This is a genomic window from Streptosporangium sp. NPDC050148 (genome assembly GCF_055586505.1).
In genome coordinates this window covers 56,690-76,414 of record NZ_JBVJIA010000017.1, presented here as the reverse complement: position 1 = coordinate 76,414, position 19,725 = coordinate 56,690, and the positions used below count along the sequence as shown (strand labels likewise).

The 19,725-nt window shown below is 72.8% G+C and carries 17 protein-coding genes; 8 read left to right on the top strand and 9 right to left on the bottom strand.

The window, feature by feature from the left end:
* Window positions 1-58 precede the first annotated feature (58 nt).
* The 6 genes from ACZ6RT_RS20420 (at window position 59) to ACZ6RT_RS20395 (ending at window position 5,448) form a co-directional block, all read left to right on the top strand.
* Entirely contained in the window at window positions 59-493 is a 435-nt protein-coding gene (locus ACZ6RT_RS20420; RefSeq protein WP_470155326.1) for an NfeD family protein, read from the top strand.
* Window positions 494-496: 3 nt separating this feature from the next.
* Window positions 497-1,606: an SPFH domain-containing protein gene (locus ACZ6RT_RS20415; protein WP_470155325.1), complete on the top strand. Its 1,110-nt coding sequence runs from the start codon at window positions 497-499 to the stop codon at window positions 1,604-1,606.
* A gap of 231 nt (window positions 1,607-1,837) precedes the next feature.
* A complete protein-coding gene (locus ACZ6RT_RS20410; protein ID WP_399193928.1) occupies window positions 1,838-2,023 on the top strand; it encodes a hypothetical protein in 186 nt (61 codons plus the stop codon).
* Between the two features lie 171 nt (window positions 2,024-2,194).
* Window positions 2,195-3,223 carry an L-threonine 3-dehydrogenase gene (tdh, locus tag ACZ6RT_RS20405; RefSeq protein WP_470155324.1) on the top strand — a complete coding sequence of 343 codons (1,029 nt, stop codon included), beginning with the start codon at window positions 2,195-2,197 and terminating at the stop codon, window positions 3,221-3,223.
* Entirely contained in the window at window positions 3,223-4,395 is a 1,173-nt protein-coding gene (locus ACZ6RT_RS20400) for a glycine C-acetyltransferase (RefSeq protein ID WP_399193932.1), read from the top strand. Before tdh ends, ACZ6RT_RS20400 begins: the two co-directional genes overlap by 1 nt.
* 138 nt (window positions 4,396-4,533) lie before the next feature.
* Window positions 4,534-5,448 carry a LysR family transcriptional regulator gene (locus ACZ6RT_RS20395; RefSeq protein ID WP_470155322.1) on the top strand — a complete coding sequence of 305 codons (915 nt, stop codon included), beginning with the start codon at window positions 4,534-4,536 and terminating at the stop codon, window positions 5,446-5,448.
* A 733-nt stretch (window positions 5,449-6,181) separates the two neighbouring features.
* Here ACZ6RT_RS20395 and ACZ6RT_RS20390 read toward each other — a convergent pair.
* Complete coding sequence (locus ACZ6RT_RS20390) at window positions 6,182-7,645, bottom strand: MFS transporter (protein ID WP_470155320.1); 1,464 nt, start codon at window positions 7,643-7,645, stop codon at window positions 6,182-6,184.
* Between the two features lie 174 nt (window positions 7,646-7,819).
* On the opposite strand from ACZ6RT_RS20390, the gene ACZ6RT_RS20385 reads away from it, so the two are divergent.
* Both ACZ6RT_RS20385 and ACZ6RT_RS20380 read left to right on the top strand, forming a co-directional pair.
* The gene (locus ACZ6RT_RS20385) at window positions 7,820-8,035 is read left to right on the top strand and encodes a hypothetical protein (protein WP_399193942.1); all 216 of its coding nucleotides are present in this window, start codon (window positions 7,820-7,822) and stop codon (window positions 8,033-8,035) included.
* A gap of 2 nt (window positions 8,036-8,037) precedes the next feature.
* Complete coding sequence (locus tag ACZ6RT_RS20380) at window positions 8,038-8,382, top strand: DUF1036 domain-containing protein (protein WP_344899627.1); 345 nt, start codon at window positions 8,038-8,040, stop codon at window positions 8,380-8,382.
* Between the two features lie 251 nt (window positions 8,383-8,633).
* Here ACZ6RT_RS20380 and ACZ6RT_RS20375 read toward each other — a convergent pair whose 3' ends face one another.
* From ACZ6RT_RS20375 to lhgO, 8 genes are all read right to left on the bottom strand, one after another.
* On the bottom strand, window positions 8,634-10,478 hold the full coding sequence (locus ACZ6RT_RS20375) for a hypothetical protein (protein WP_470155318.1): 1,845 nt from the start codon (window positions 10,476-10,478) through the stop codon (window positions 8,634-8,636).
* Window positions 10,463-11,218 (bottom strand): ABC transporter ATP-binding protein, encoded by a 756-nt coding sequence (locus ACZ6RT_RS20370; RefSeq protein ID WP_470155316.1) that lies wholly within the window; start codon window positions 11,216-11,218, stop codon window positions 10,463-10,465. The genes ACZ6RT_RS20375 and ACZ6RT_RS20370 overlap by 16 nt, the downstream gene beginning before the upstream one ends.
* Window positions 11,219-11,360: 142 nt before the next feature.
* Window positions 11,361-13,235, bottom strand: a complete 1,875-nt coding sequence (locus tag ACZ6RT_RS20365) for a GTPase family protein (RefSeq protein ID WP_470155314.1) — start codon at window positions 13,233-13,235, stop codon at window positions 11,361-11,363.
* Window positions 13,232-15,160 (bottom strand): GTPase family protein, encoded by a 1,929-nt coding sequence (locus ACZ6RT_RS20360; protein ID WP_470155312.1) that lies wholly within the window; start codon window positions 15,158-15,160, stop codon window positions 13,232-13,234. Before ACZ6RT_RS20360 ends, ACZ6RT_RS20365 begins: the two co-directional genes overlap by 4 nt.
* Before the next feature lie 260 nt (window positions 15,161-15,420).
* Window positions 15,421-16,107, bottom strand: a complete 687-nt coding sequence (locus ACZ6RT_RS20355; RefSeq protein ID WP_399193952.1) for a response regulator transcription factor — start codon at window positions 16,105-16,107, stop codon at window positions 15,421-15,423.
* Window positions 16,108-16,290: 183 nt separating this feature from the next.
* On the bottom strand, window positions 16,291-17,670 hold the full coding sequence (locus ACZ6RT_RS20350) for a HAMP domain-containing sensor histidine kinase (RefSeq protein WP_470155310.1): 1,380 nt from the start codon (window positions 17,668-17,670) through the stop codon (window positions 16,291-16,293).
* Window positions 17,670-18,377 (bottom strand): response regulator transcription factor, encoded by a 708-nt coding sequence (locus ACZ6RT_RS20345; RefSeq protein ID WP_470155309.1) that lies wholly within the window; start codon window positions 18,375-18,377, stop codon window positions 17,670-17,672. Before ACZ6RT_RS20345 ends, ACZ6RT_RS20350 begins: the two co-directional genes overlap by 1 nt.
* 34 nt (window positions 18,378-18,411) lie before the next feature.
* Window positions 18,412-19,602, bottom strand: coding sequence for an L-2-hydroxyglutarate oxidase (gene lhgO / locus ACZ6RT_RS20340; RefSeq protein WP_470155307.1), 1,191 nt, complete (start codon window positions 19,600-19,602; stop codon window positions 18,412-18,414).
* Window positions 19,603-19,725 lie beyond the last annotated feature (123 nt).

Sequence of the window (19,725 nt, the reverse complement as noted above, 5' to 3'; positions counted from 1 at the left end):
CGGTGGAGAAGGAACCTCCCGGACATCCGTCCCGTTGTACGAGTAGGAGGGCCGGAGCATGGACTATTGGGTCATCTGGCTGATCGTGGCCGTCGTTCTGGGGATCGCCGAGATCTTCACCCTGACCACCGCCCTCGGCCTGCTCGGAGGCGCCGCCCTGTTCGGTGCCGTCGCCGCCGTCCTCGGGCTGCCGGTGCCGCTCCAGCTGGTGGCCTTCACGATCGCCCTGGGCGCGGGGGTGACCGTGGTGCGGCCCATCGCCAAGCGGCATCTGGCCCAGCGGTCCCGGAGTGAGCGGTTCGGGATCCAGGCACTCGTGGGCAAGACCGCCTACGTGCTCCGCGAGGTGACCGGCCGGGACGGCCGGGTGCGGATCGGCGGTGAGGAGTGGTCGGCCAGGGCCTACGACGAGACCCTGGTGATCCCCGCCGGCGCGACCGTCGACGTGATCGAGATCGAGGGCGCGACCGCGCTCGTGTATCCCCGGGAGTGACACATGGACGCTCTACTCATAGCCGGACTCCTCGTCGTCCTGTTGGCGGTCTTCACCGTGGTCCGTTCGGTGCGCATCGTCCCGCAGGCGCGGGCCCGCAACGTGGAACGGCTCGGCCGCTACCACAGCACCCTCGGGCCGGGTCTCAACTTCGTGATCCCGTACATCGACCGGGTCTATCCGATGATCGACCTGCGTGAGCAGGTCGTCTCCTTCAAGCCCCAGCCGGTGATCACCGAGGACAACCTCGTCGTCGAGATCGACACGGTGCTGTACTTCCAGGTCACCGACCCGCGGGCGGCGGCGTACGAGATCGCCAACTACATCCAGGCCGTGGAGCAGCTCACGGTCACCACGCTGCGCAACGTGGTCGGCTCGCTGGACCTGGAGATGACGCTGACCTCGCGTGACACGATCAACAGCCAGCTGCGCGGCGTGCTCGACGAGGCGACCGGCAAGTGGGGCATCCGGGTCAACCGGGTGGAGATCAAGGCCATCGACCCGCCCAAGAGCATCAAGGAGGCGATGGAGAAGCAGATGCGCGCCGAGCGGGACAAGCGCGCCGCGATCCTCAACGCCGAGGGCCAGCGGCAGTCGCAGATCCTCACCGCCGAGGGTGACAAGCAGAGCGCGATCCTGCGGGCCGAGGGTGACCGGAGCGCCGCGATCCTCAAGGCCGAGGGCCAGTCGCAGGCCATCGACGAGGTCTTCCAGGCGGTGCACCGCAACGACCCCGACCCCAAGCTGCTGGCCTACCAGTACCTCCAGGTCCTGCCCGAGCTCGCCAAGGGCCCGAACAACACGTTCTGGGTGATCCCCAGCGAGGTCACCTCCGCCATCCAGGGCGTCTCCAAGGCGTTCACCGAGGCGCTGCCGCAGTCGTCGGCCGTCAACGAGACCCCCCGGGTCAACGAGGCCGCGGCCGAGGAGCGGAAGCTGGCCGAGCAGGCCGCCGCGGAGGCGGTCGCCGAGGCGGCCGAGGCCGACCTGGGGCCGCGTCAGCTCAGCGCCGGCCCCTCGCGCCTGCCCGGTGACGGCCTCACCGACGGTCTCGCCGACGGCCGGCAGGAGCGTCCCCTCCACCAGGAGCGGAACAGCGGCACCACCTCGTGATCCCCTCACGGTGCGGCCCTACCCGGACACCCGGCGGGCCGGAAGCGTAGTGACCGGCGTCGCCGTGACCGAACCGACCCTGCCAGGGGTCGCACTGGCCACGGCCACCGGGGTCCTGACCACGCTGCGCCAGGAGGGGACGGTGGAGACCCGACCCCGCGGCCCCGGCACCCCGCACGACCGGCGCGCCCGCCTCGAGCGGGCGCGCGGGCGCTGTGAAGCCGCCATCCCTTGCCGGCGCACATCGGCCCGCTCCATCGGCCGCTGACGGTGCCGAGCCTGCTGGTGTACGCCGAGTGGGCACTGAGCGCCCTCGACGGCCACGACCTCGACCCGGACGAGCTGTTCGAGTTCGGCCTCGGGCCACTGCTCGACGGCGTCGCGGCGCTCATCGAGGCCCGGTCCGGTCGGGGCTGACCAGGGTGGGAGCCGTCTACCTCCTGGTTCGCAGGCAGATGTCCGGGTACTCCTCTAGGACTCGGGAACCGGGTGTGAAGCAATGCCGTCGGTGGGATTAAGAAAACCGCGATGGACACCCCGAAGGCCACGGGGCACAGTGCGTAGGGTCGGAACGAGGGGAGATCCGCGATGAAGGCACTGGTCAAGGAACGGGCCGAGCCCGGCCTGTGGCTGGCGGACGTGCCGGAGCCGTCCATCGGCGCCGGGGAGGTGCTGATCAAGGTGCTGCGCACCGGCATCTGCGGCACCGACCTGCACATCCGGAGCTTCGACGCCTGGGCCCGGCAGACGCTGCGGACACCACTGATCATCGGCCACGAGTTCTGCGGCCAGGTGGTCGAGGTGGCGCCCGGCGTGGAGGACATCGCCCCCGGCGACCTGGTCAGCGGGGAGGGGCACATCGTCTGCGGCAAGTGCCGCAACTGCATGGCCGGCCGGCGGCACCTGTGCCGCAACACCATCGGCCTGGGGGTGAACCGCGACGGCGCCTTCGCCGAGTACGTGACGCTCCCGGCCTCCAACGTCTGGGTGCACCGGACGCCGGTCGACCCGGACATCGCGGCGATCTTCGACCCGTTCGGCAACGCCGTGCACACCGCCCTGACCTTCCCCATGGTCGGCGAGGACGTGCTGATCACCGGTGCCGGGCCGATCGGGCTGATGGCCGCCGCGGTGGCCACGCACGTGGGCGCCCGCAACGTGGTCATCACCGACGTCAGCCCCGAACGGCTGGAGCTGGCCCGCAAGCTCGGCGTGACGCTGGCGCTGAACATCGCCGAGACGCACGTCCAGGAGGGCATGCACGAGCTGGGCATGCGCGAGGGCTTCGACGTGGGCCTGGAGATGTCGGGCAACCCCCGGGCGCTCCGCGAGATGATCGCCAACATGTCGCACGGCGGGAAGATCGCCATGCTCGGCCTGCCCTCCTCCGAGTTCGCCGTCGACTTCGCCACCATCGTGACCTCGATGATCACCCTCAAGGGCATCTACGGCCGGGAGATGTACGAGACCTGGTACGCCATGTCCGTGCTGCTGGAGAAGGGCCTCGACCTGTCCCCCGTGATCACCGACCGCTTCTCCTACCGCGACTTCGACGCGGCCTTCGACACCGCCGCCGGCGGCAAGACCGGCAAGATCATCATGGATTGGACGGCCTGATGTTCGACAACGTTCGCGACGACCTCCGTACCACCCTGGACGAGATCGCCGAGGCGGGCCTGCTCAAGCCCGAGCGGGTCATCACCACCCCGCAGCGCGCCGGGATCGCGGTCGCCGGGGGCGGACAGGTGCTCAACTTCTGCGCCAACAACTACCTCGGGCTGGCCGACCACCCCGAGGTGGTCGCCGCCGCCAAGGAGGCCCTGGACCGCTGGGGCTTCGGCATGGCGTCGGTCCGTTTCATCTGCGGCACCCAGGAGGTGCACAAGGAGCTGGAGGCGCGGCTGTCGGCCTTCCTGGGCCAGGAGGACACGGTCCTGTACAGCTCGTGCTTCGACGCCAACGGCGGGGTGTTCGAGACGCTGCTCGACGACCGGGACGCGGTCATCTCCGACGCGCTCAACCACGCCAGCGTCATCGACGGCATCCGGCTGTCCAAGGCGCGGCGGCTGCGCTACGCCAACCGCGACCTGGCCGAGCTGGAGGCGCGGCTCAAGGAGTCCTCCGACGCCCGGCGCAGGCTGATCGTCACCGACGGCGTCTTCTCCATGGACGGCTACGTCGCCCCGCTGGCGGAGATCTGCGACCTGGCCGACCGCTACGACGCCATGGTGATGGTCGACGACTCGCACGCCGTCGGCTTCGTCGGCGACCACGGCGGCGGCACCCCCGAGCTGCACGGCGTACGCGACCGGGTCGACATCCTCACCGGCACGCTCGGCAAGGCGCTCGGCGGGGCCAGCGGCGGCTACGTCGCGGCGCGGAAGGAGATCTGCGAGCTGCTCCGCCAGCGCTCGCGTCCCTACCTGTTCTCCAACTCCCTCGCACCGGTGATCGCCGCCTCCTCGCTCCGCGTCCTGGACCTGATCAGCGGCTCGGACGAGGCCAGGACGCGGCTGCGCGCCAACACCGCGCGCTTCCGCACCGGCATGACCGAGGCCGGGTTCGACATCCTGCCGGGCGACCACCCGATCGTCCCGGTGATGATCGGTGACGCCGCCGAGGCCGGGGCGATGGCCGAGCGCCTGCTGGAGCGGGGCGTCTACGTGATCGGCTTCTCCTACCCGGTGGTCCCGCACGGCCAGGCCCGGATCCGGGTCCAGCTCTCGGCCGCCCACTCGGCCGAGGACGTCGACCACGCGATCGAGGCGTTCGTCGCCGCCCGAGGCTGAAAACCCGCCGCCGGACCCTCCGAAAACCGGCTGAAGACCCCCGAAGACCCTTCAATGCCTGTCGCGGGCCCGTCTCCGCCGTCCTCGGTGGCCGGGCCCGCGTCACGGGTCACGGGCGGCCTCGACGACAATACAGGCGTGATAGACACGCGGCGGCTGAGGACCCTGCGCGCGGTCGCCGACCACCGTACGATCACCGCCGCCGCGGCGGCGCTGCATCTGACCCCCTCGGCGGTCTCCCAGCAGCTCCTCGCCCTGGAGCACGAGGTGGGCCACCGGCTGCTCGACCGCGACGGCCGGGGCGTGCGGCTGACCGCCGTGGGGCGCATCCTCCTCGGCCACGCCAACGAGGTCCTCGCCCAGCTTGAGCGGGCCGGGGCCGACATCGCCTCCCACACAGCCGGCAGGGCGGGCGAGGTGACGGTGGCCTCCTTCGCCACCGCGATCGGCCTGGTCGTGGCCCCGGCGATCGGCGTCCTGCGGGACGGGCAGCCGGGCATCCGGGTCCGCGTCCTGGACGCCGAGGGCGACCAGAGCCTCACCATGGTCCTGGACGGCGCGGTGGACGCGGCCGTGGCCGTGGAGTACCGCGGGGCCCCGGCCGAGGACGACCGGCGGCTCTCGCGCATCCCCCTCTACTCCGAGCCCTTCGACGTGGTGCTCCCCGCGGGCCACCGGCTCTCCGGGGGCGAGGTGACGGTCGCGGACCTGTCGGGCGAGACCTGGATCGGCCCCTACCCCGGCAACCCCTGCCACGACGTGATCGCCCTGGCCTGCGAGCACGCGGGCTTCACCCCCGAGTTCGCCCACTCCTCCGACGACTTCAGCGCGGTGGTCGCGCTGGCCGCCGCCGGGGCCGGGGTGGCGATGGTGCCGCGCCTGGCGCTGCGCGGCACCGGCCTGTCCGGCGTGACGGTCCGCGAGGTCGCGGGCCCGGAGCGCCGCGTCTTCGCCGCTGTACGCCGGGGCGCGGAACGTCATCCTCTGCTCGTCCCGCTGCTGGAGGCCCTGCGCGACACCGCCACGGCCCTGCGCGGGGCCGCGTCCCCCTGACACGCGGATGTTCGTCGCGGCCGGAGACGTCCCGGCGGCTACGAAGCGCTGCGGTGCCCGCCCGCATGTCTCGAACTCGGGCGGAACCCCCCGTCCGCGACCCCCGAAACCAGGTGGATCTGCCTTCTTGCGAGCTCCGGACCCGGGCGGAACTCCCCGCCGCTCTCCACCCACGGCGCCGTCGAAAGCGATGACCGATGCCGGAGCCAGTGATGACCCACGGCCGCCGCGACCAGAGCGACCGTGGTGACCATCCCGACGATCACCGCCTGAACCACAAGGTACATATGACCGACTCCATCCCGTAGGTCCTTTGCGCTGCCTTTCGAGGGAAGTAGTCCTTCGGACGCGTCATGACCAGCATCTTTGCAAAAAGCGCTTCGCCCGCCCGTGCCCGTTTTCTGACCTTCACCAGTTTTCGAGCGGCCAGATCGGACGTACCGCCAGGTCCCGGCCGGGCGTCGGAGGACGGGCGCGCTTCAGGTTCGGACGAGCCCTCGGCGAGGGCTCAAACGGGGAAATGGAGCCGGAGCGGCACATGTCGCGGGCTCTTTCGTGGGGGACGAAGCCGCCTGCCGCTACCCGCCGGGGGTGGTTCATGGGCTCCCGACACAGGTGCTGGGAGCCGAACCCTCACGGTCCGTCCTTCACCTCGGCCGAAAGACGAGGCATCGGAGTCCGCGCCGGGCGGGGAGGTCGCGGTGCGGGAGGCGTGAGCCGCTTCGTGGCCCGCTCAATGCCTTGGATCGTCGCCGGGGCGGGCCGCGGGGGCGTCGTCGGGGTGTGGCGCCGGGTCGTCCTCAGCGTGGGGTGACACGAACAGGGCGGCCAGGAGGCAGAGCGCGGCCGTCGCGAGGACGAGGGTCAGGCCGGTGCGCGTCCCTGGCGCGACGAGCAGGATCCAGCCGAACGCGGCGGTGCCGAGCGAGCCTCCGAGCTGGCGGGCGAAGGTCAGGGTGCCCATCGCCGCGCCGATCTGCTCGGGACGGGCACGCCCCTGGGCGATCAGCGTGTACGCCTGCATGGACAGGCCCAGGGCGCCGCCCGCCAGGGCCATGCCGAGCACGGCGATCGCGACCGACAGCGGGCGCGGGGCCTGGTGCAGGGCGGGGAGCAGGGCCAGCGCCGCCGTACCGGCGACGCCCATGACGAGGGCGAGACGGCCCCAGCCGGTGACGGCCGGCCGGCGGCGGGCCAGGACGGAGAAGGCCGAGGTGGCCGCGAGCTGGCCACCGGTCAGGGCCAGCAGCAGCAGGCCCGTGCGCCCGCCGTCCGCGCCGGTCCCCTCCTGGACGGCCATCGGGACGAAGGCGAAGGTGCCGAACAGCGCGACACCGGCCAGGCCGGTCGCGACGATGCTGCGGGCCAGGCCGCGATCGGCGAAGAGGGACGGCGGGATCAGCGGCTCGGCGGCCCGGCGCTCGGTCCGGACGAACAGGACCGCGCAGACGGCGACGGCCGCGACCACGGCGCCGGCGCCGAGCGGGCTGCGGGCCAGGGACTCCGAGGCTCCCAGCGCGACCGTACCGCCTCCGACGGCCGCGACGAGCAGGGCACCGGCCAGGTCGAACGGGGTACGGGCCCGCTCCGGCGGCCGTCCCGGAAGCCCGCGCAGCGCCAGGAGCGCGGCGACGGCACAGAGCGGGAGGTTGATCGTGAAGATCCACCGCCAGCCGGGTCCGGCCGCCAGCAGACCGCCCAGGGGCGGCCCGGCCAGCGAGGAGAGCGCCATGACGCCGATGAGGTACCCCTGGCGCCTGATCAGCTCCTCGCGGGTGAACATCTGCGCCAGGGCGCTGATCGCGGTGACCACCAGGCCGCCCCCGCCGACGCCCTGGACCGCCCGCGCGGCGATCAGGGCGGGAAGGGAGGGGGCCAGGGCGCAGGCCAGCGATCCGGCGGCGAAGATCAGCAGGGCGCCGTGGAAGACCGCGCGGCGGCCGAGCAGGTCACCGAGCTTGCCGTGCACGGGGGTGGAGACGGTGACGGTGAGCAGATAGACGGCGGTGACGGCGGCGATCGCGCCGCCCGATCGCAGGTCGGCGGCCATGGCCGGGAGGGCGGCGACCACGACGTTGCCGTCCAGCTGGGCCATGAACATGCCCGCCAGCAGGGCGGCGAAGGCGAACCGCGTCGCGCGGGAGGGCTGGGAGGGCTGGGAGGGCACGGCGGTGCCGCCGGAAGAAGATGCGTGCATATCGCACACATTACGATGGTTGCGATATGCACGCAATACGCGACGAGTGGTCTCGCGAGACCAGACCGGGCGCCCCGTCATCACGAAAATGAAAACGATTATTTACATGACCATGATGACTACTTTATGCTGTCGTTCGATCACCCTTCGACATGACAGGAAGTAGGTGAGCACATGCCGGACAACGGCACGGAGATCCCTCCCGACCCCCGGGTGGCCTTCACGGACCTGACGACGGCCGACACGGGCCAGACGGACCAGCGCCCCGGGGTGGCCGACCGCACCGCCGTGGCCGCCAAGGGCGGCGACCCCCTACCCCCGCTGGCCGACGAGGAGCTCGACGACAGACCGCTGGCCCTGCGCTTCACGGAAACGGCATCGGAGGAGTAGACATGCAACTGCGCTTCCGCAACCGCTACAGCTCCAAGGTGTGGGTCGCGATCATGTTCTACAGCCCGGACGGCTGCCGCGACTACGGCCAGTGGGGCACCCGGGGCTGGTGGGCGATCGACCCGGGCGGCGAGGCGTTCGTCCTCAACACCACCAACCGCTACGCCGCCTTCTACGCCGAAGCCGCCAACGGGGCCGTCTGGACCGGCCCGTACGGCCCGATGTACGTCTACCAGAACGCCTTCGACTCCTGCCTGGGCATCGGCAGCACCGCCGCCAGGCTCGTCGGTACCCGCCTGGTCGACATGAACGGTTACTCGACCTACTACGTGAACCTCACCGCATGACGCGCTCCGCCCCCTGACGCACCGCCCGGCAGCGGCCGGCCCGGTGCGACGGTACGGCGGACGCGGATGAGCGCCTCCCGGGCGACGGCCACCGATCCCCCTTTCCGGGCCGTCCCCCTTACCGGGAGGCGCTCGATCCCATGCATCACCTCGGCGCCGGCGCGACTCCCGCCGTCCCGGCCCCCGGACACCGGCCATGCCGATCTCGTCCGGACGGGCGGCGGCTCACCTTCTCCGCGCCCGCCCCCGCGTCATCGGCGGCCGCTCGCGACCGCCGCCGGCTCGACCGGCTCGGCGTCCGCCGCGGCCCGGGAGAGCCTCCTGCGGCGATAGGGGATGATCACGCCCGTCGCGTAGATCGCCATCCCCAGCAGGACCATGAACACGATCGTCGGCCACTGCAGCCACGGCGGCAGGTAGAGGGCCAGGAACCACGCACGCGTCGGGCTTCCCGTCGCCTTGAGGTATCCGGCCACCAGCCCCTGCGGGAACAACGGGATCGCGCCCACCATGAAGCAGAGCCCCACGATGATCTGCTCGTGGCGCGGCAGGTCCTCGAAACCGGTCCGGACGCCCGGCGTGCCGCTCGGCCCGGAGGACGACCTGCGGCCGGTGCGCATCATGTTGAGCAGTTCGGGCCCCTGCGCGAGCAACCGTCGCTCGGCGAGCAGCCCGAGCCCCCAATACCAGAGGATCCCGGTCAGGACGCCGACGGCCACGCCCGCCCAGCCGTACAGCGCCGCCACGATCACCGCGGGGGCCGCGGTGAGGATCGCCAGCATCAGCACCGCGTACACCATGCCGGTGACCGCGCCGTCGTCGTCGGTGGAGCGCAGCGGGTTGCCACCGCGCCGGTGCGGGTCGGTGCCGGGGATGAGCCCGTACACCGAGACCAGGGCGACCAGCCCGGCACCGCCACCCAGCAGTGCGGGCAGGACGGCGAGCAGCATGGGCCACGGCCCGCCGGTGACCAGGGCCAGGCCGACCGTCAGCGCGACGGCGAGGGGCGCGACCGACAGCAGCCACGCGTGCTGCCGCCCGCGGACGTCGCTCGCGCCGGGGGTCATGAGCGTCAGCCACAGCGCGGTGCCGTCGGTGCCGTAGAGGTTGGCCGACATGGCCGCGGCCATCACGACGAAGACCGGTCCCGCCCAGGGCAGCATCCCGGTCCAGCCCATCAGCAGCGGGGCCGCGGCGAAGCACACGCCGTAGGCGAGGGCGAAGGTCAGCTGATGGGTGCGCACCAGGTCACGCGACCAGGTACGCGCCTCCTTGGCCAGTACGGCGCCGGAGGCGGTGGTGGCCCGGATCGGGCGCCGTCCCCTCGTGGCCGCCCTGGACGCGCCGGCCCTCCGGGTGAGCAGCACCGCCCACGCGGCCAGCAGCAGGACGACCAGCAGCGCCATCCCGCCCAGGGCCGCGAGCACCCGGAACCAGTCGGCGGACCCGGCGGCCTCGACCGCGACCGTCCCCCAGCCGGAGGGCAACCGGCGGGCCAGGTCCGTCACCACCGGCGGGATGCCGTTCGTCTCCCCGAGCACCACGAAGACGACCCAGATCTGGCCCAGGAACGCCAGGATCACGCCGTTGGCCAGGCCCGCGCCGATCGCGCCCACGCGGGAGCGCAGGGCCAGGCCGAGCACGGCGACCGCGACCCGGGAGAGCAGGACGAACACGGCGAGCTGGAGCAGCATCGCGGGGAGCGAGACGAGCGCGGCCACGACCCCCTGCCGCACGCCGAGGACCGCCAGCCCGGCCAGGGCGATCAGGCTGATCGCGGGCGCCACCCCGACGAAGGCCGCCATGAGCAGTCCCGAGGCCAGGCGGCGCGGGCGCAGGCCGAGCAGCGTGAAGTACTCCGGGCGGAGCGTCTCGTCGCCGCCGCCGGCGAAGACGGGGCCGAGCACCCAGCCCAGCATCCAGACGGCGTAGACGGCCACGAGCAGGTCGGCCCCGGACAGGGCCGCGATGATCGTGCCGGCCGCGAGGGTCAGGCCGAGCAGCGCGCCCATGAAGACGAAGCCGGCCCGCTGTCCCGTCATCGAGTGACGGAGCACGGCCACCTTCATCCGGACCATGGTCAGCTCGACAGCCATGTCAGCTCCTTCGATCCGCCGTCGGAGGTGCCGACCAGCTCGACGAAGGTGTCTTCCAGGGAGCCGGTGCCGCGGACCTCGTCCAGGGGCCCCGCGGCGGCCACCCGGCCCTTGTCGATCACTCCGACGTGGTCGCAGAGCTGCTCCACCAGGGCCATGACGTGGCTGGAGAGCACGACGGAGCCGCCCCCGGCCACGAAGCCGCGCAGGATCGTCTTGATCGTCGCGGCGGAGACGGGGTCCACCGCCTCGAAGGGCTCGTCGAGCACGAGCAGCCTCGGCGCGTGCAGCAGGGCGGTGGCCAGGCCGATCTTCTTGCGCATGCCGGTGGAGTACTCGATGACGAGCGTCTTCTCGGCCACGTCGAGCTCCAGCACGGACAGCAGTTCCTCGGCGCGGCGGTCGACGACGTCGCGCGGCAGCCCGCGGAGCAGTCCGAGGTAGGTCAGCACCTCGCGGCCGGTGAGCCGTTCGGGCATGGCCATCCCGTCGGGCAGGACGCCGACCAACGTCTTGGCCGTGGCCGGGTCGGACCAGACGTCGGCACCGAAGATCCGCGCGTGGCCCTCGTCGGGGCGCAGCAGGCCGACGGCCATGGACAGGGTGGTGGTCTTGCCGGCGCCGTTCTGGCCGACGAGCCCGTAGAAGGAGCCCTGGGGGATGGTCAGGTTCACGTGATCGACGGCTACCTTCTCACCGAAGGTCTTGCACAGGCCGTGGATCTCAAGTGCTGCGGGCATTTGATGACTCCGGATGGCGGGGGGAACCGGCCGGTTCGCGTGCGAGGTGGCCGGGTGGTGGATCAGCGAAAATACGCGCTAGAGACGTTACAGGCTCGACTGAACGTTAAATCCCTCATGTCCGAAAACTCAGGGCGTCCCGTCAGGTCCGGGCGCCGTCCCCGGCCACCGCGATCGCCTCGGTGAAGTTCCGGTAGCGCGTCAGCTCCTCCTCCACCGGCTCCAGCACCAGCTCACGGCCGACCCGTTCGACGCTCTCGCGCAGCGACCGGGCCGCCTTGCGCGCGCGGCGACGGCCGCCCAGCCAGGCGGCCACCCGGGAGAGCAGCGCGATCAGCAGACCGAGCAGGACCCCTCCGATCAGCAGCGCGCTGGGCCAGGGCAGCTCCCCCGCGGTCGGCAGGTAGAGCTGCGGGAGCCTCAGGTAGTCCAGGGCCACCAGGACGACCAGCCAGATCGCCCCGGCCAGCACGGTCGCGAGCGCCAGCCACTGCGCCACCCCGGCCAGCCGCCACCACAGGGGCCGCCGCGACACCCCGAGCGAGGTGGTCGCCACCGCCCGGTCCAGGCCGTCCTCCAGCTCGTCCCCGCGCGACCTCGCCGCCTGGCGCACGGCCGTCGCCCACGGCGCGGGCAGCCCGGCCGAGGCGGTTCCGGCGGCCTCCCGGATCGCGGTGTCCATCCGCGAGCGCTGGACGACGGTCGCGGCCGGGATCGACGTCCGGCCGACGATCTCGCTCCCGTCGGCGTCATCGGTGTCGCGCGGGCCGGCCGGGGTCCGGCTCGCCGCGTCCAGGCGCAGGCGCCGGAGCGGGTCCGGGCGCAGGCGCCGGATCCACCGGGTCGGCGGCCACCCGGTGGCGGCGATCGAGCGGTGCCGGTGCGACCTGGCCACGGCCTGCACGACCACCGGCACCCCGGCCGCCTCCGAGAGCGCGTCCCGCAGTGATCGCACCAGCCCCTCGGGCCTGGTCCCGGCGTCGGCGGAGAGCGTCTCGCCGGGGGCGACACCGGACGCGCGCAGCAGCTCGTCCGCGGCCATGCCCGCGTCGGCGGCGAGGCGGGCGGCCCAGGAACGCCGGTCGGCGACCCGCGAGACGAGCAGGGAGCGCAGCTCGGGAACGCCCGCGCCGGTCCGGGTGGAGATCCCGACCACCGGCACCCCGGTCAGGCCGTCCTCGTCCAGGAGCCGCCGCAGATCCTTCATGCACCGCTCGGCGGCGGCCGGGGAGAGCCGGTCGATCTGGTTGAGGACGACGACCATGACGTCGCGGTGGCGGGCCAGCGGCCGCAGGTAGCGGTCGTGAACGGCCGCGTCGGCGTACTTCTGCGGGTCGAGCACCCAGACCAGCAGGTCGACCAGCTCGACGAGCCGGTCCACCTCCATCCGGTGCGAGGGCTCGATCGAGTCGTGGTCGGGCAGGTCCAGCAGGATCAGCCCCGCGGCCTCCCCGTCCGTCCCGAACGCCTGCCCTGCCGCACCGGACGTCTGGAGCGCCGTGCCGGACGGCCGGGACGCCGCGCCGGACCCCGGCCCGGCCCCCGCGGCCGTGCCGGACGGCCGCAGGACGGCGTCCGGGCCGGGGTCGAGGGTGTCGTCCTCCTTCGGCCAGGCCATCCGGTCCGCCCGGTCCGCCCGGTCCCCTGCGCCCTGGGCGTTCACGAGTTCGTGGCGGCGGGGGATCTCCAGCCAGTCGAGCAGGGGGCCCGCGCCGCTCCCCTCCCACAGGGCCGCCTGGGCGGTGGAGGTGGTCGGCCTGGTGACCCCGACCGTGGCGAGCGAGGTGCCCGAGAGCAGGTTGAACAGCGAGGACTTGCCGCTGCCGGTGGCACCGGCCAGCGCGACCGCGGTGTGGTCGACCGACAGGCTGGCCCGTACCCCGGCGCGGGAGACCACCGACCGCGCGGCGGCCACCGCGTCGGCGTCCAGCCGTCCGTCCGCGAGGTCGGCGGCCCGTGCCAGCGCCTCCAGCCGGTCGTCCAGCGACACCGTCTTCGTACGTCGCAGCAGTTTCACGCCTCGCCCCCCTCTGTACCGTTCGCCCGGGGCACCCCGGCGGGACCTTCGTGCGGCCCCGGCGGGCCCCCGGGATCGCCGTTCACCCGGGGGGCGATCTCCGGCGTCCCGGGCGTGCCGGGCGTCCCGGCCGCGGAGCCCACCTGCCGCGCCGAGCCCGCGGAGCCCGCGGAGCCCGCGGGGAGCGCGGCCCGGCGGTTCGCGACGGGCAGCTCGCGCAGGTGCTCGCGTACGGCGTCGGCGGTGCCGCGCAGGGCCGGGGCGGTCTCGTCCGGGGGCTGGACGGCGTCCAGCAGGTCGGTGAAGCGGTCGGCCTCCTGGCCCAGCAGGATCGCCACGCGGGCCCGCAGGTCGGAGCGGGCCTTGACCGTGAGGGTACGGACGGCCTGGTCGCCGAAGACGGCCTCCAGGACCTTCTGGCTGAGCACGCTGGTGCCTCCGGCGATGCCGACCTCGATGCCGGTCAGCCCGCCGGTCGAGGCGAACACCGCGATCATGAGCAGCAGGCCGGCCCCGTTCAGGCCGTAGGAGGTGATCCGCGCGGTGGTCCGCTTGTCGGCCCCCTCCTGCCGGACCAGGTCGAGCACGTAGGACTGCCATCCCCTGACGGCCTCCTGCGCCCTGGCGGGCAGGTCGGCCGAGGCCCTGCCGAGACGGGAGGTGACCTCCACCCCGGCGTCCTCCAGCAGCGCCCGCCCGGCCGGGTGCGACGACCACGACTCCATCAGGCGCTCGGCGGCGCCGTCGGCCGAGGCCCTGATCAGCGACTCCACCCCGCTCTCCAGCGCGACCCGCAGCTCGTTCTCGGGCGCGGGACGCCCCATGACGAGCGCCACGAGCCGGTCCCTGAACCGGCCGACCCGGCTCTCCAGGGAGCGCATCAGGTCGCCGGTCCCGATGAAGTCCTGCCAGCGGGCCAGCACCTCCCCGCGCAGCAGCGTCCCGTCCCGCATGCCCTCGTCGAAGGTGGACAGCCCCACCGCGTAGGCCCCGTCCGCCATCGAGCGCAGCTCCGCGGCCCCGGCGTGCTGGCGTTCGACCGCGGCGGCGAGGGCGGGCACCCGGGTGGCCAGGCTCTCCAGCGCGCCCGACAGGGTCTGGCGCACCACCTCGGCCCGGGAGCGGGAGTCGGCGGCGAGCGCCAGGAGCCAGTCGGCGACCGGCTGGACGGCCTGGCGGGGCAGCCGGGCGTTCTCCTCGGGCAGCACCAGCTCGGGCACCTCGAACAGCCGGGTGCCGCCCAGCCCGTTGGCCTCCAGCAGCCGGGTCAGGTCCTTGCGCACCACGCCCAGGGCCTCGGGCGGGACCCGGGACAGCACGATGGCCAGTGCCGTGCTGCGCTCCCTGGCCGTACGCAGGAAGCTCCAGGGGACCTCGTCCGCGTAGCGGGCGGCGGTGGTGGTGAACAGCCACAGGTCGGCGGCCGACAGCAGCTGCGCGGCCAGCTCGCGGTTGGCGGTGACGATCGAGTCGATGTCCGGGGCGTCGAGCAGGGCCAGGCCCGGCGGGACGGCCGAGGCGGTGACGATCCGGATCGTTCCCGGCTGGCCCCGGCCGCCACCGGTGACGCGGGACAGGCCGGGGAGCACGTTCTGGGCGGTGAACCACTCCCGGTCGGCCGAGGAGGTGACCAGGGTCGGGGCCATGGTCGTGGGCCGCAGCACCCCGGGCTCGGAGACGTCCGCGCCCACCAGGGAGTTCACCAGCGTGGACTTGCCCGCCCCGGTGGAGCCGCCGACGACGGCGAGCAGCGGAGCGTCGATCGAGGTCAGCCGGGGAATGAGGTAGTCGTCGAGCTGCCCGGACAGCTCGCGCGCCGCGCGGCGGTCGGCCGTCACGTCGCCGATCGCGAGGGGGAACAGCTCGCGGCCGAGATGCCGCCGCAGCTCCCGCAGCGTCTCCAGAAGACCGTCGTTGTCACCCATACGGTCGTCCTGCCCTGCGAGGACCCCTCTAGACGCGTTTGGCCCCACCGCTCGACCGGGTTACGGGGGCGAACTCGGTAAAGCGGTGGGGCCCTGCCCTCGGATCTCATCCGGAGGCCGTACAGGGTTCGTCTCCCCCGCAGCTGGAGGCGAACCCGAGCCTCTCGGACGGTTCCGAGGTGATCGGGGGTCGTGCTTCGTCTATTTGAACACACAAAACTGCGAATCGGGTCAGTCGGAGCTGAATATCGGCTGAAAATTCAATCACTCTGCGGCGGGCGCAGGACGTAGCCCACCCCGCGGAGGGTGTGGATGAGCCTCGGCTCGGCCGTGTCGACCTTGCGGCGGAGGTAGGAGACGTAGGACTCGACCACCCCGGCGTCGCCGCCGAAGTCGTAGTTCCAGACGTGGTCGAGGATCTGCGCCTTGGACAGCACCCTGCCGCTGTTGACCATGAAGTAGTGCAGCAGCTTGAACTCGGTCGGCGACAGCCGCACCGGCACCCCGGAGCGCCAGACCTGATGCGCCTCCTCGTCCAGCTCCAGGTCGCCGACCTGCAACCGGGTGGGCAGGTCGAGATCCCCCCGGGTACGGCGGAGCACGGCCCTGATCCGGGCGAGGAGCTCCTCCAGGCTGAACGGCTTGGTCACGTAGTCGTCGGCCACGCGCAGCCCGGTGACCTTGTCGTCCGTGCCGTCCCGCGCGGTCAGGAAGAGCACGGGGACCTGCCCGTTCGTCTCCCTCAGCCGTCCGGCCACGGTGAAGCCGTCCATGTCGGGGAGCATCACGTCCAGCACGACGAGGTCGGGACGGAGGCGTTCGGCGAAGTGCACGGCCTCCCGGCCGTCCACCGCGGTCATCACCTCGAACCCGGACATGCGCAGGCTCGCCGAGAGCAGCTCCCTGATGTTCGGTTCGTCGTCCACGACCAGCAGACGGGCTTCCACTCTGTCCGGCACACCCCGAGGTTCGCCCACCTCGCTGGAACGCCGCTCAGCCGGGGCTGAAGGTTTGCTGGGAGGAGTCCCGCTCGGCCGGAACCGGAACCCGGCTCGGGCCCGCGCCCGGGTCCCGGTCCGGGTCCGGGTCCGGGTCCGGACGGCGGGACCCGGCGGTCCGGGACGGCGGGGTCAGTCGGACTCCGACGCCAGGGGGAGGAAGACCCGGAACGTCGCGCCCTTGCCCGGCTCCGACTCCACCGCGACCTCGCCGCCGTGCGCCTCGACCATCGCGGCCACGATCGACAGCCCGAGCCCGCTCCCGCCGTCCTCGGGGGCGCGCCGGCCCCGGGCCGAGTCGGCGCGGTAGAACCGCTCGAAGACCCGCTCGCGCTGCTCGGCGGTCAGGCCGGGCCCCTCGTCGGCGACCTCGATGAGGGCCATGTCGTTCTCGCCGGAGAGCGCCACCCGCACCGGGGTGCCCGCGGGGGTGTGGGTGAGCGCGTTGGTCATGAGGTTGCCCACCACCTGGCGGAGCCGTACCTCGTCGCCGGAGACGATGAGCGCGGAGCCGTCCACCGAGAGGCCGATCTCGCGCTCGGGGGCGAGGATGCGGGCGTCGTGGACGGCGTCGGCGGCGATGGCCAGCAGGTCGACCGGGCGCATGACCAGCGGCCGCTGCTGGTCCAGCCGGGCGAGCATCAGCAGGTCGTCGACCAGCAGGCCCATCCGGACCGCCTCCGACTCCACCCTGCGCATCAGCGGCGCGGCGTCGATGCCGGGCGCCTGCCGGTAGAACTCCGCGAAGCCGCGGATCGAGGTCAGGGGGGTACGGAGCTCGTGCGAGGCGTCCGCGACGAACCTGCGCATGCGCTCCTCCGACCTGCGGGCCGAGGACTCCGACTCCGACCGGGCCTGGAAGGCCGCCTCGATCTGGGCGAGCATGCCGTTGAGCGAGCGGCCCAGGCGGCCCACCTCGGTACGCGGGTCGGCGTCGGGGACGCGGCGGCTCAGGTCCCCTGCGGCGATGGCCTCGGCGGTGCGCTCGATCTCCTCCAGCGGGCGCAGGCTCCTGCGGATGATCAGCACCCCGGCCCCGGCGAGCATCAGCACCAGGCCGCTCCCGCCGAGCACCTCCACCAGGGCGAGCTGGCCGACGATCTGGTGCACCTCGCCCATGTCCACGGCCACGACGAGGCTTCCGTCCTGCGTCGGCACCGTACGGACCCGCCAGTCGCCGCTGTCGAACGGCAGCGCGCCCTGGCCCGCCGGGACGCCCGGCCCCGGCCTGTCCTCCACGTCGGCCCCGCTGAACGCGGCGAAGACCTCGCCCGCGTGGTTGCGCAGCTCCAGCTTCGCGTCCGGGGAGAGCGGCCTGCCGATGGGCGTGGCCCCCCGGTGCATCCGGCGCAGCGCGGTGTCGACGATCATGCCGATCTGGCCGTCGACGCGGTCGATCAGGTAGCCGCGCATGATCGAGACGCTGCCGATCCCGATGAGCGTCAGCGCGATCGTGAGCAGGATCAGGATGATCGCGATCAGCTTCACCCGGAGCGGGGTCGTGTCCAGCATCACGGCCCCGGGGGCAGGCGCAGTACGTATCCGACCCCGCGCAACGTGTGGATCAGCCGGGGGTCGACATTGTCGATCTTGCGGCGGAGGACCGAGACGTAGGACTCCACGATCCCGACGTCGCCCCGGAAGTCGTAGTCCCACACGTGGTCGAGGATCTGCGCCTTGGACAGCACCCGCCCGGCGTTCGCCATGAAGTAGCGCAGCAGCTTGAACTCGGTCGGCGACAGCGCCACCGCCCTGCCCTCGCGCCAGACCTCGTGGCTCTCCTCGTCCAGCTCGATGTCGGCGAAGGTCAGCCGGGGCGGCCGGGGCGGCAGGTCACTGGCGGAGGTACGGCGCAGCACGGCCCGGATCCGGGCCAGGACCTCCTCCAGGCTGAAGGGCTTGGTCACGTAGTCGTCACCGCCCATGGTCAGCCCGCGGATCTTGTCCTCGGTGCCGTCGCGGGCGGTGAGGAAGACCACCGGGGTGTCGCTGCCGCCACCGCGCAGGCGCCGTACGACGTCGAAGCCGTCCATGTCGGGCAGCATCACGTCGAGCACGATGAGGTCGGGGCGGTGGCGCTGCACGGCCGCGACGGCGTCCGTGCCGTTGCTCGCCGTGTTGACGCCGAATCCGGCGAACCTCAGGCTCGCCGCGAGAAGTTCGAGAATGTTCGGCTCGTCTTCGACGATCAGCAGGCGGGCCTCGGGCGAATCGGTCACCGCTCTATCCTCACCGGCCCATATGAGAAAACAGTCAACTGGTCAATGTCGAGGTTATCCCCACAATATGCCTGGCGATCGCCAGGCTGGAGGTCGCCGCGGGCGAGGGGGCGTTCCGCACCAGGACGACGCGGCCGTGCACGTCGATCGAGAAGTCGTCCAGCATGCCGCCGCGGGCGTCCACCGCCTGGGCGCGCACGCCCCCGGTGGTCCTGACCAGATCGCCGGCGGTCAGGGCGGGCACGTAGCGGCGCGCGGCCCTCAGGAACGACCGCCTGCCGATCGACCCGGCCACCTCCTTCACGCCGGTCCGCCAGTGCCGGGCGGCCATCCTGCGGGTGCCCGGCCAGGTCAGGATCCGGGCCAGCTCGGCCGGGGCGAGGTCCCGCCAGGAGTAGCCCTCCAGCGCCAGGGCCATGACCGCGTTCGGCCCGACCAGCACCTCCCCGTCGATCCTTCGGGTCAGGTGCACGCCCAGGAAGGGGTAGCGAGGGTCGGGGACGGGGTAGACGAGCCCGCGGACCAGGTCCCTCGCCGTACCGGCCAGCGCGTAGTACTCCCCCCGGAACGGGACGATCCGTACGTCGCCGGGCGCGCCGGCCATCCGCGCGACCGCGTCGGTGCCGAGCCCGGCGCAGACGATCAGCCGGTCGAAGGTCAGGGTCCGCTCACCGGCCACGACGCGCACCCCTCCCGCGGTCTCCCGGACGGACCGCACCGGGTGGGAGAGCAGCACCGACCCGCCGCCCTGCCGTACGTCCTCGGCCAGGCGGCGGGCGACGGCGGGGAAGTCGGCGATCGCGGTACGCGGGGAGTGCACCGCCCCGGTGCCGACGACGTGCGGCTCGATCTCGCGCAGCGCCAGCGCGTCCAGCTCCGCGATCCCGGGCACCCCGTTCGCGCGGGCCCGTACGGCGATCTCGCGCAGCGCGGGCCGCTCGGCCCCGGTGGAGGCCACGACGAGCTTGCCGACCTCGGCGTAGGGGAGGCGGTGCTCGGCGCAGTACTCCCGCAGCAGCGCCACGCCCTCCCGGCAGAGCCGGGCCTTGAGCGAGCCCGGCCGGTAGTAGATCCCGGCGTGCACGACGCCGCTGTTGTGCCCGGTCTGGTGGGCGCCGACGCGGTCCTCCTTGTCCAGGACGGTCACCCTGGCCCCGTGGGCCAGCGCCGCCTGCCTGGCCACGGCCAGCCCGACGATCCCGCCTCCGACGATCCCGACGTCCATCGCGGCCTCCCCTTCCCGTGAAGCCCGTCACCGCTTCCCGTGACGCTCGTCACCGTTTCCTGACCGTGACGCTCGTCGCCGTTCTGCGTGACGCTCGTCATGGTTTCCGTGACGCTCGCCACC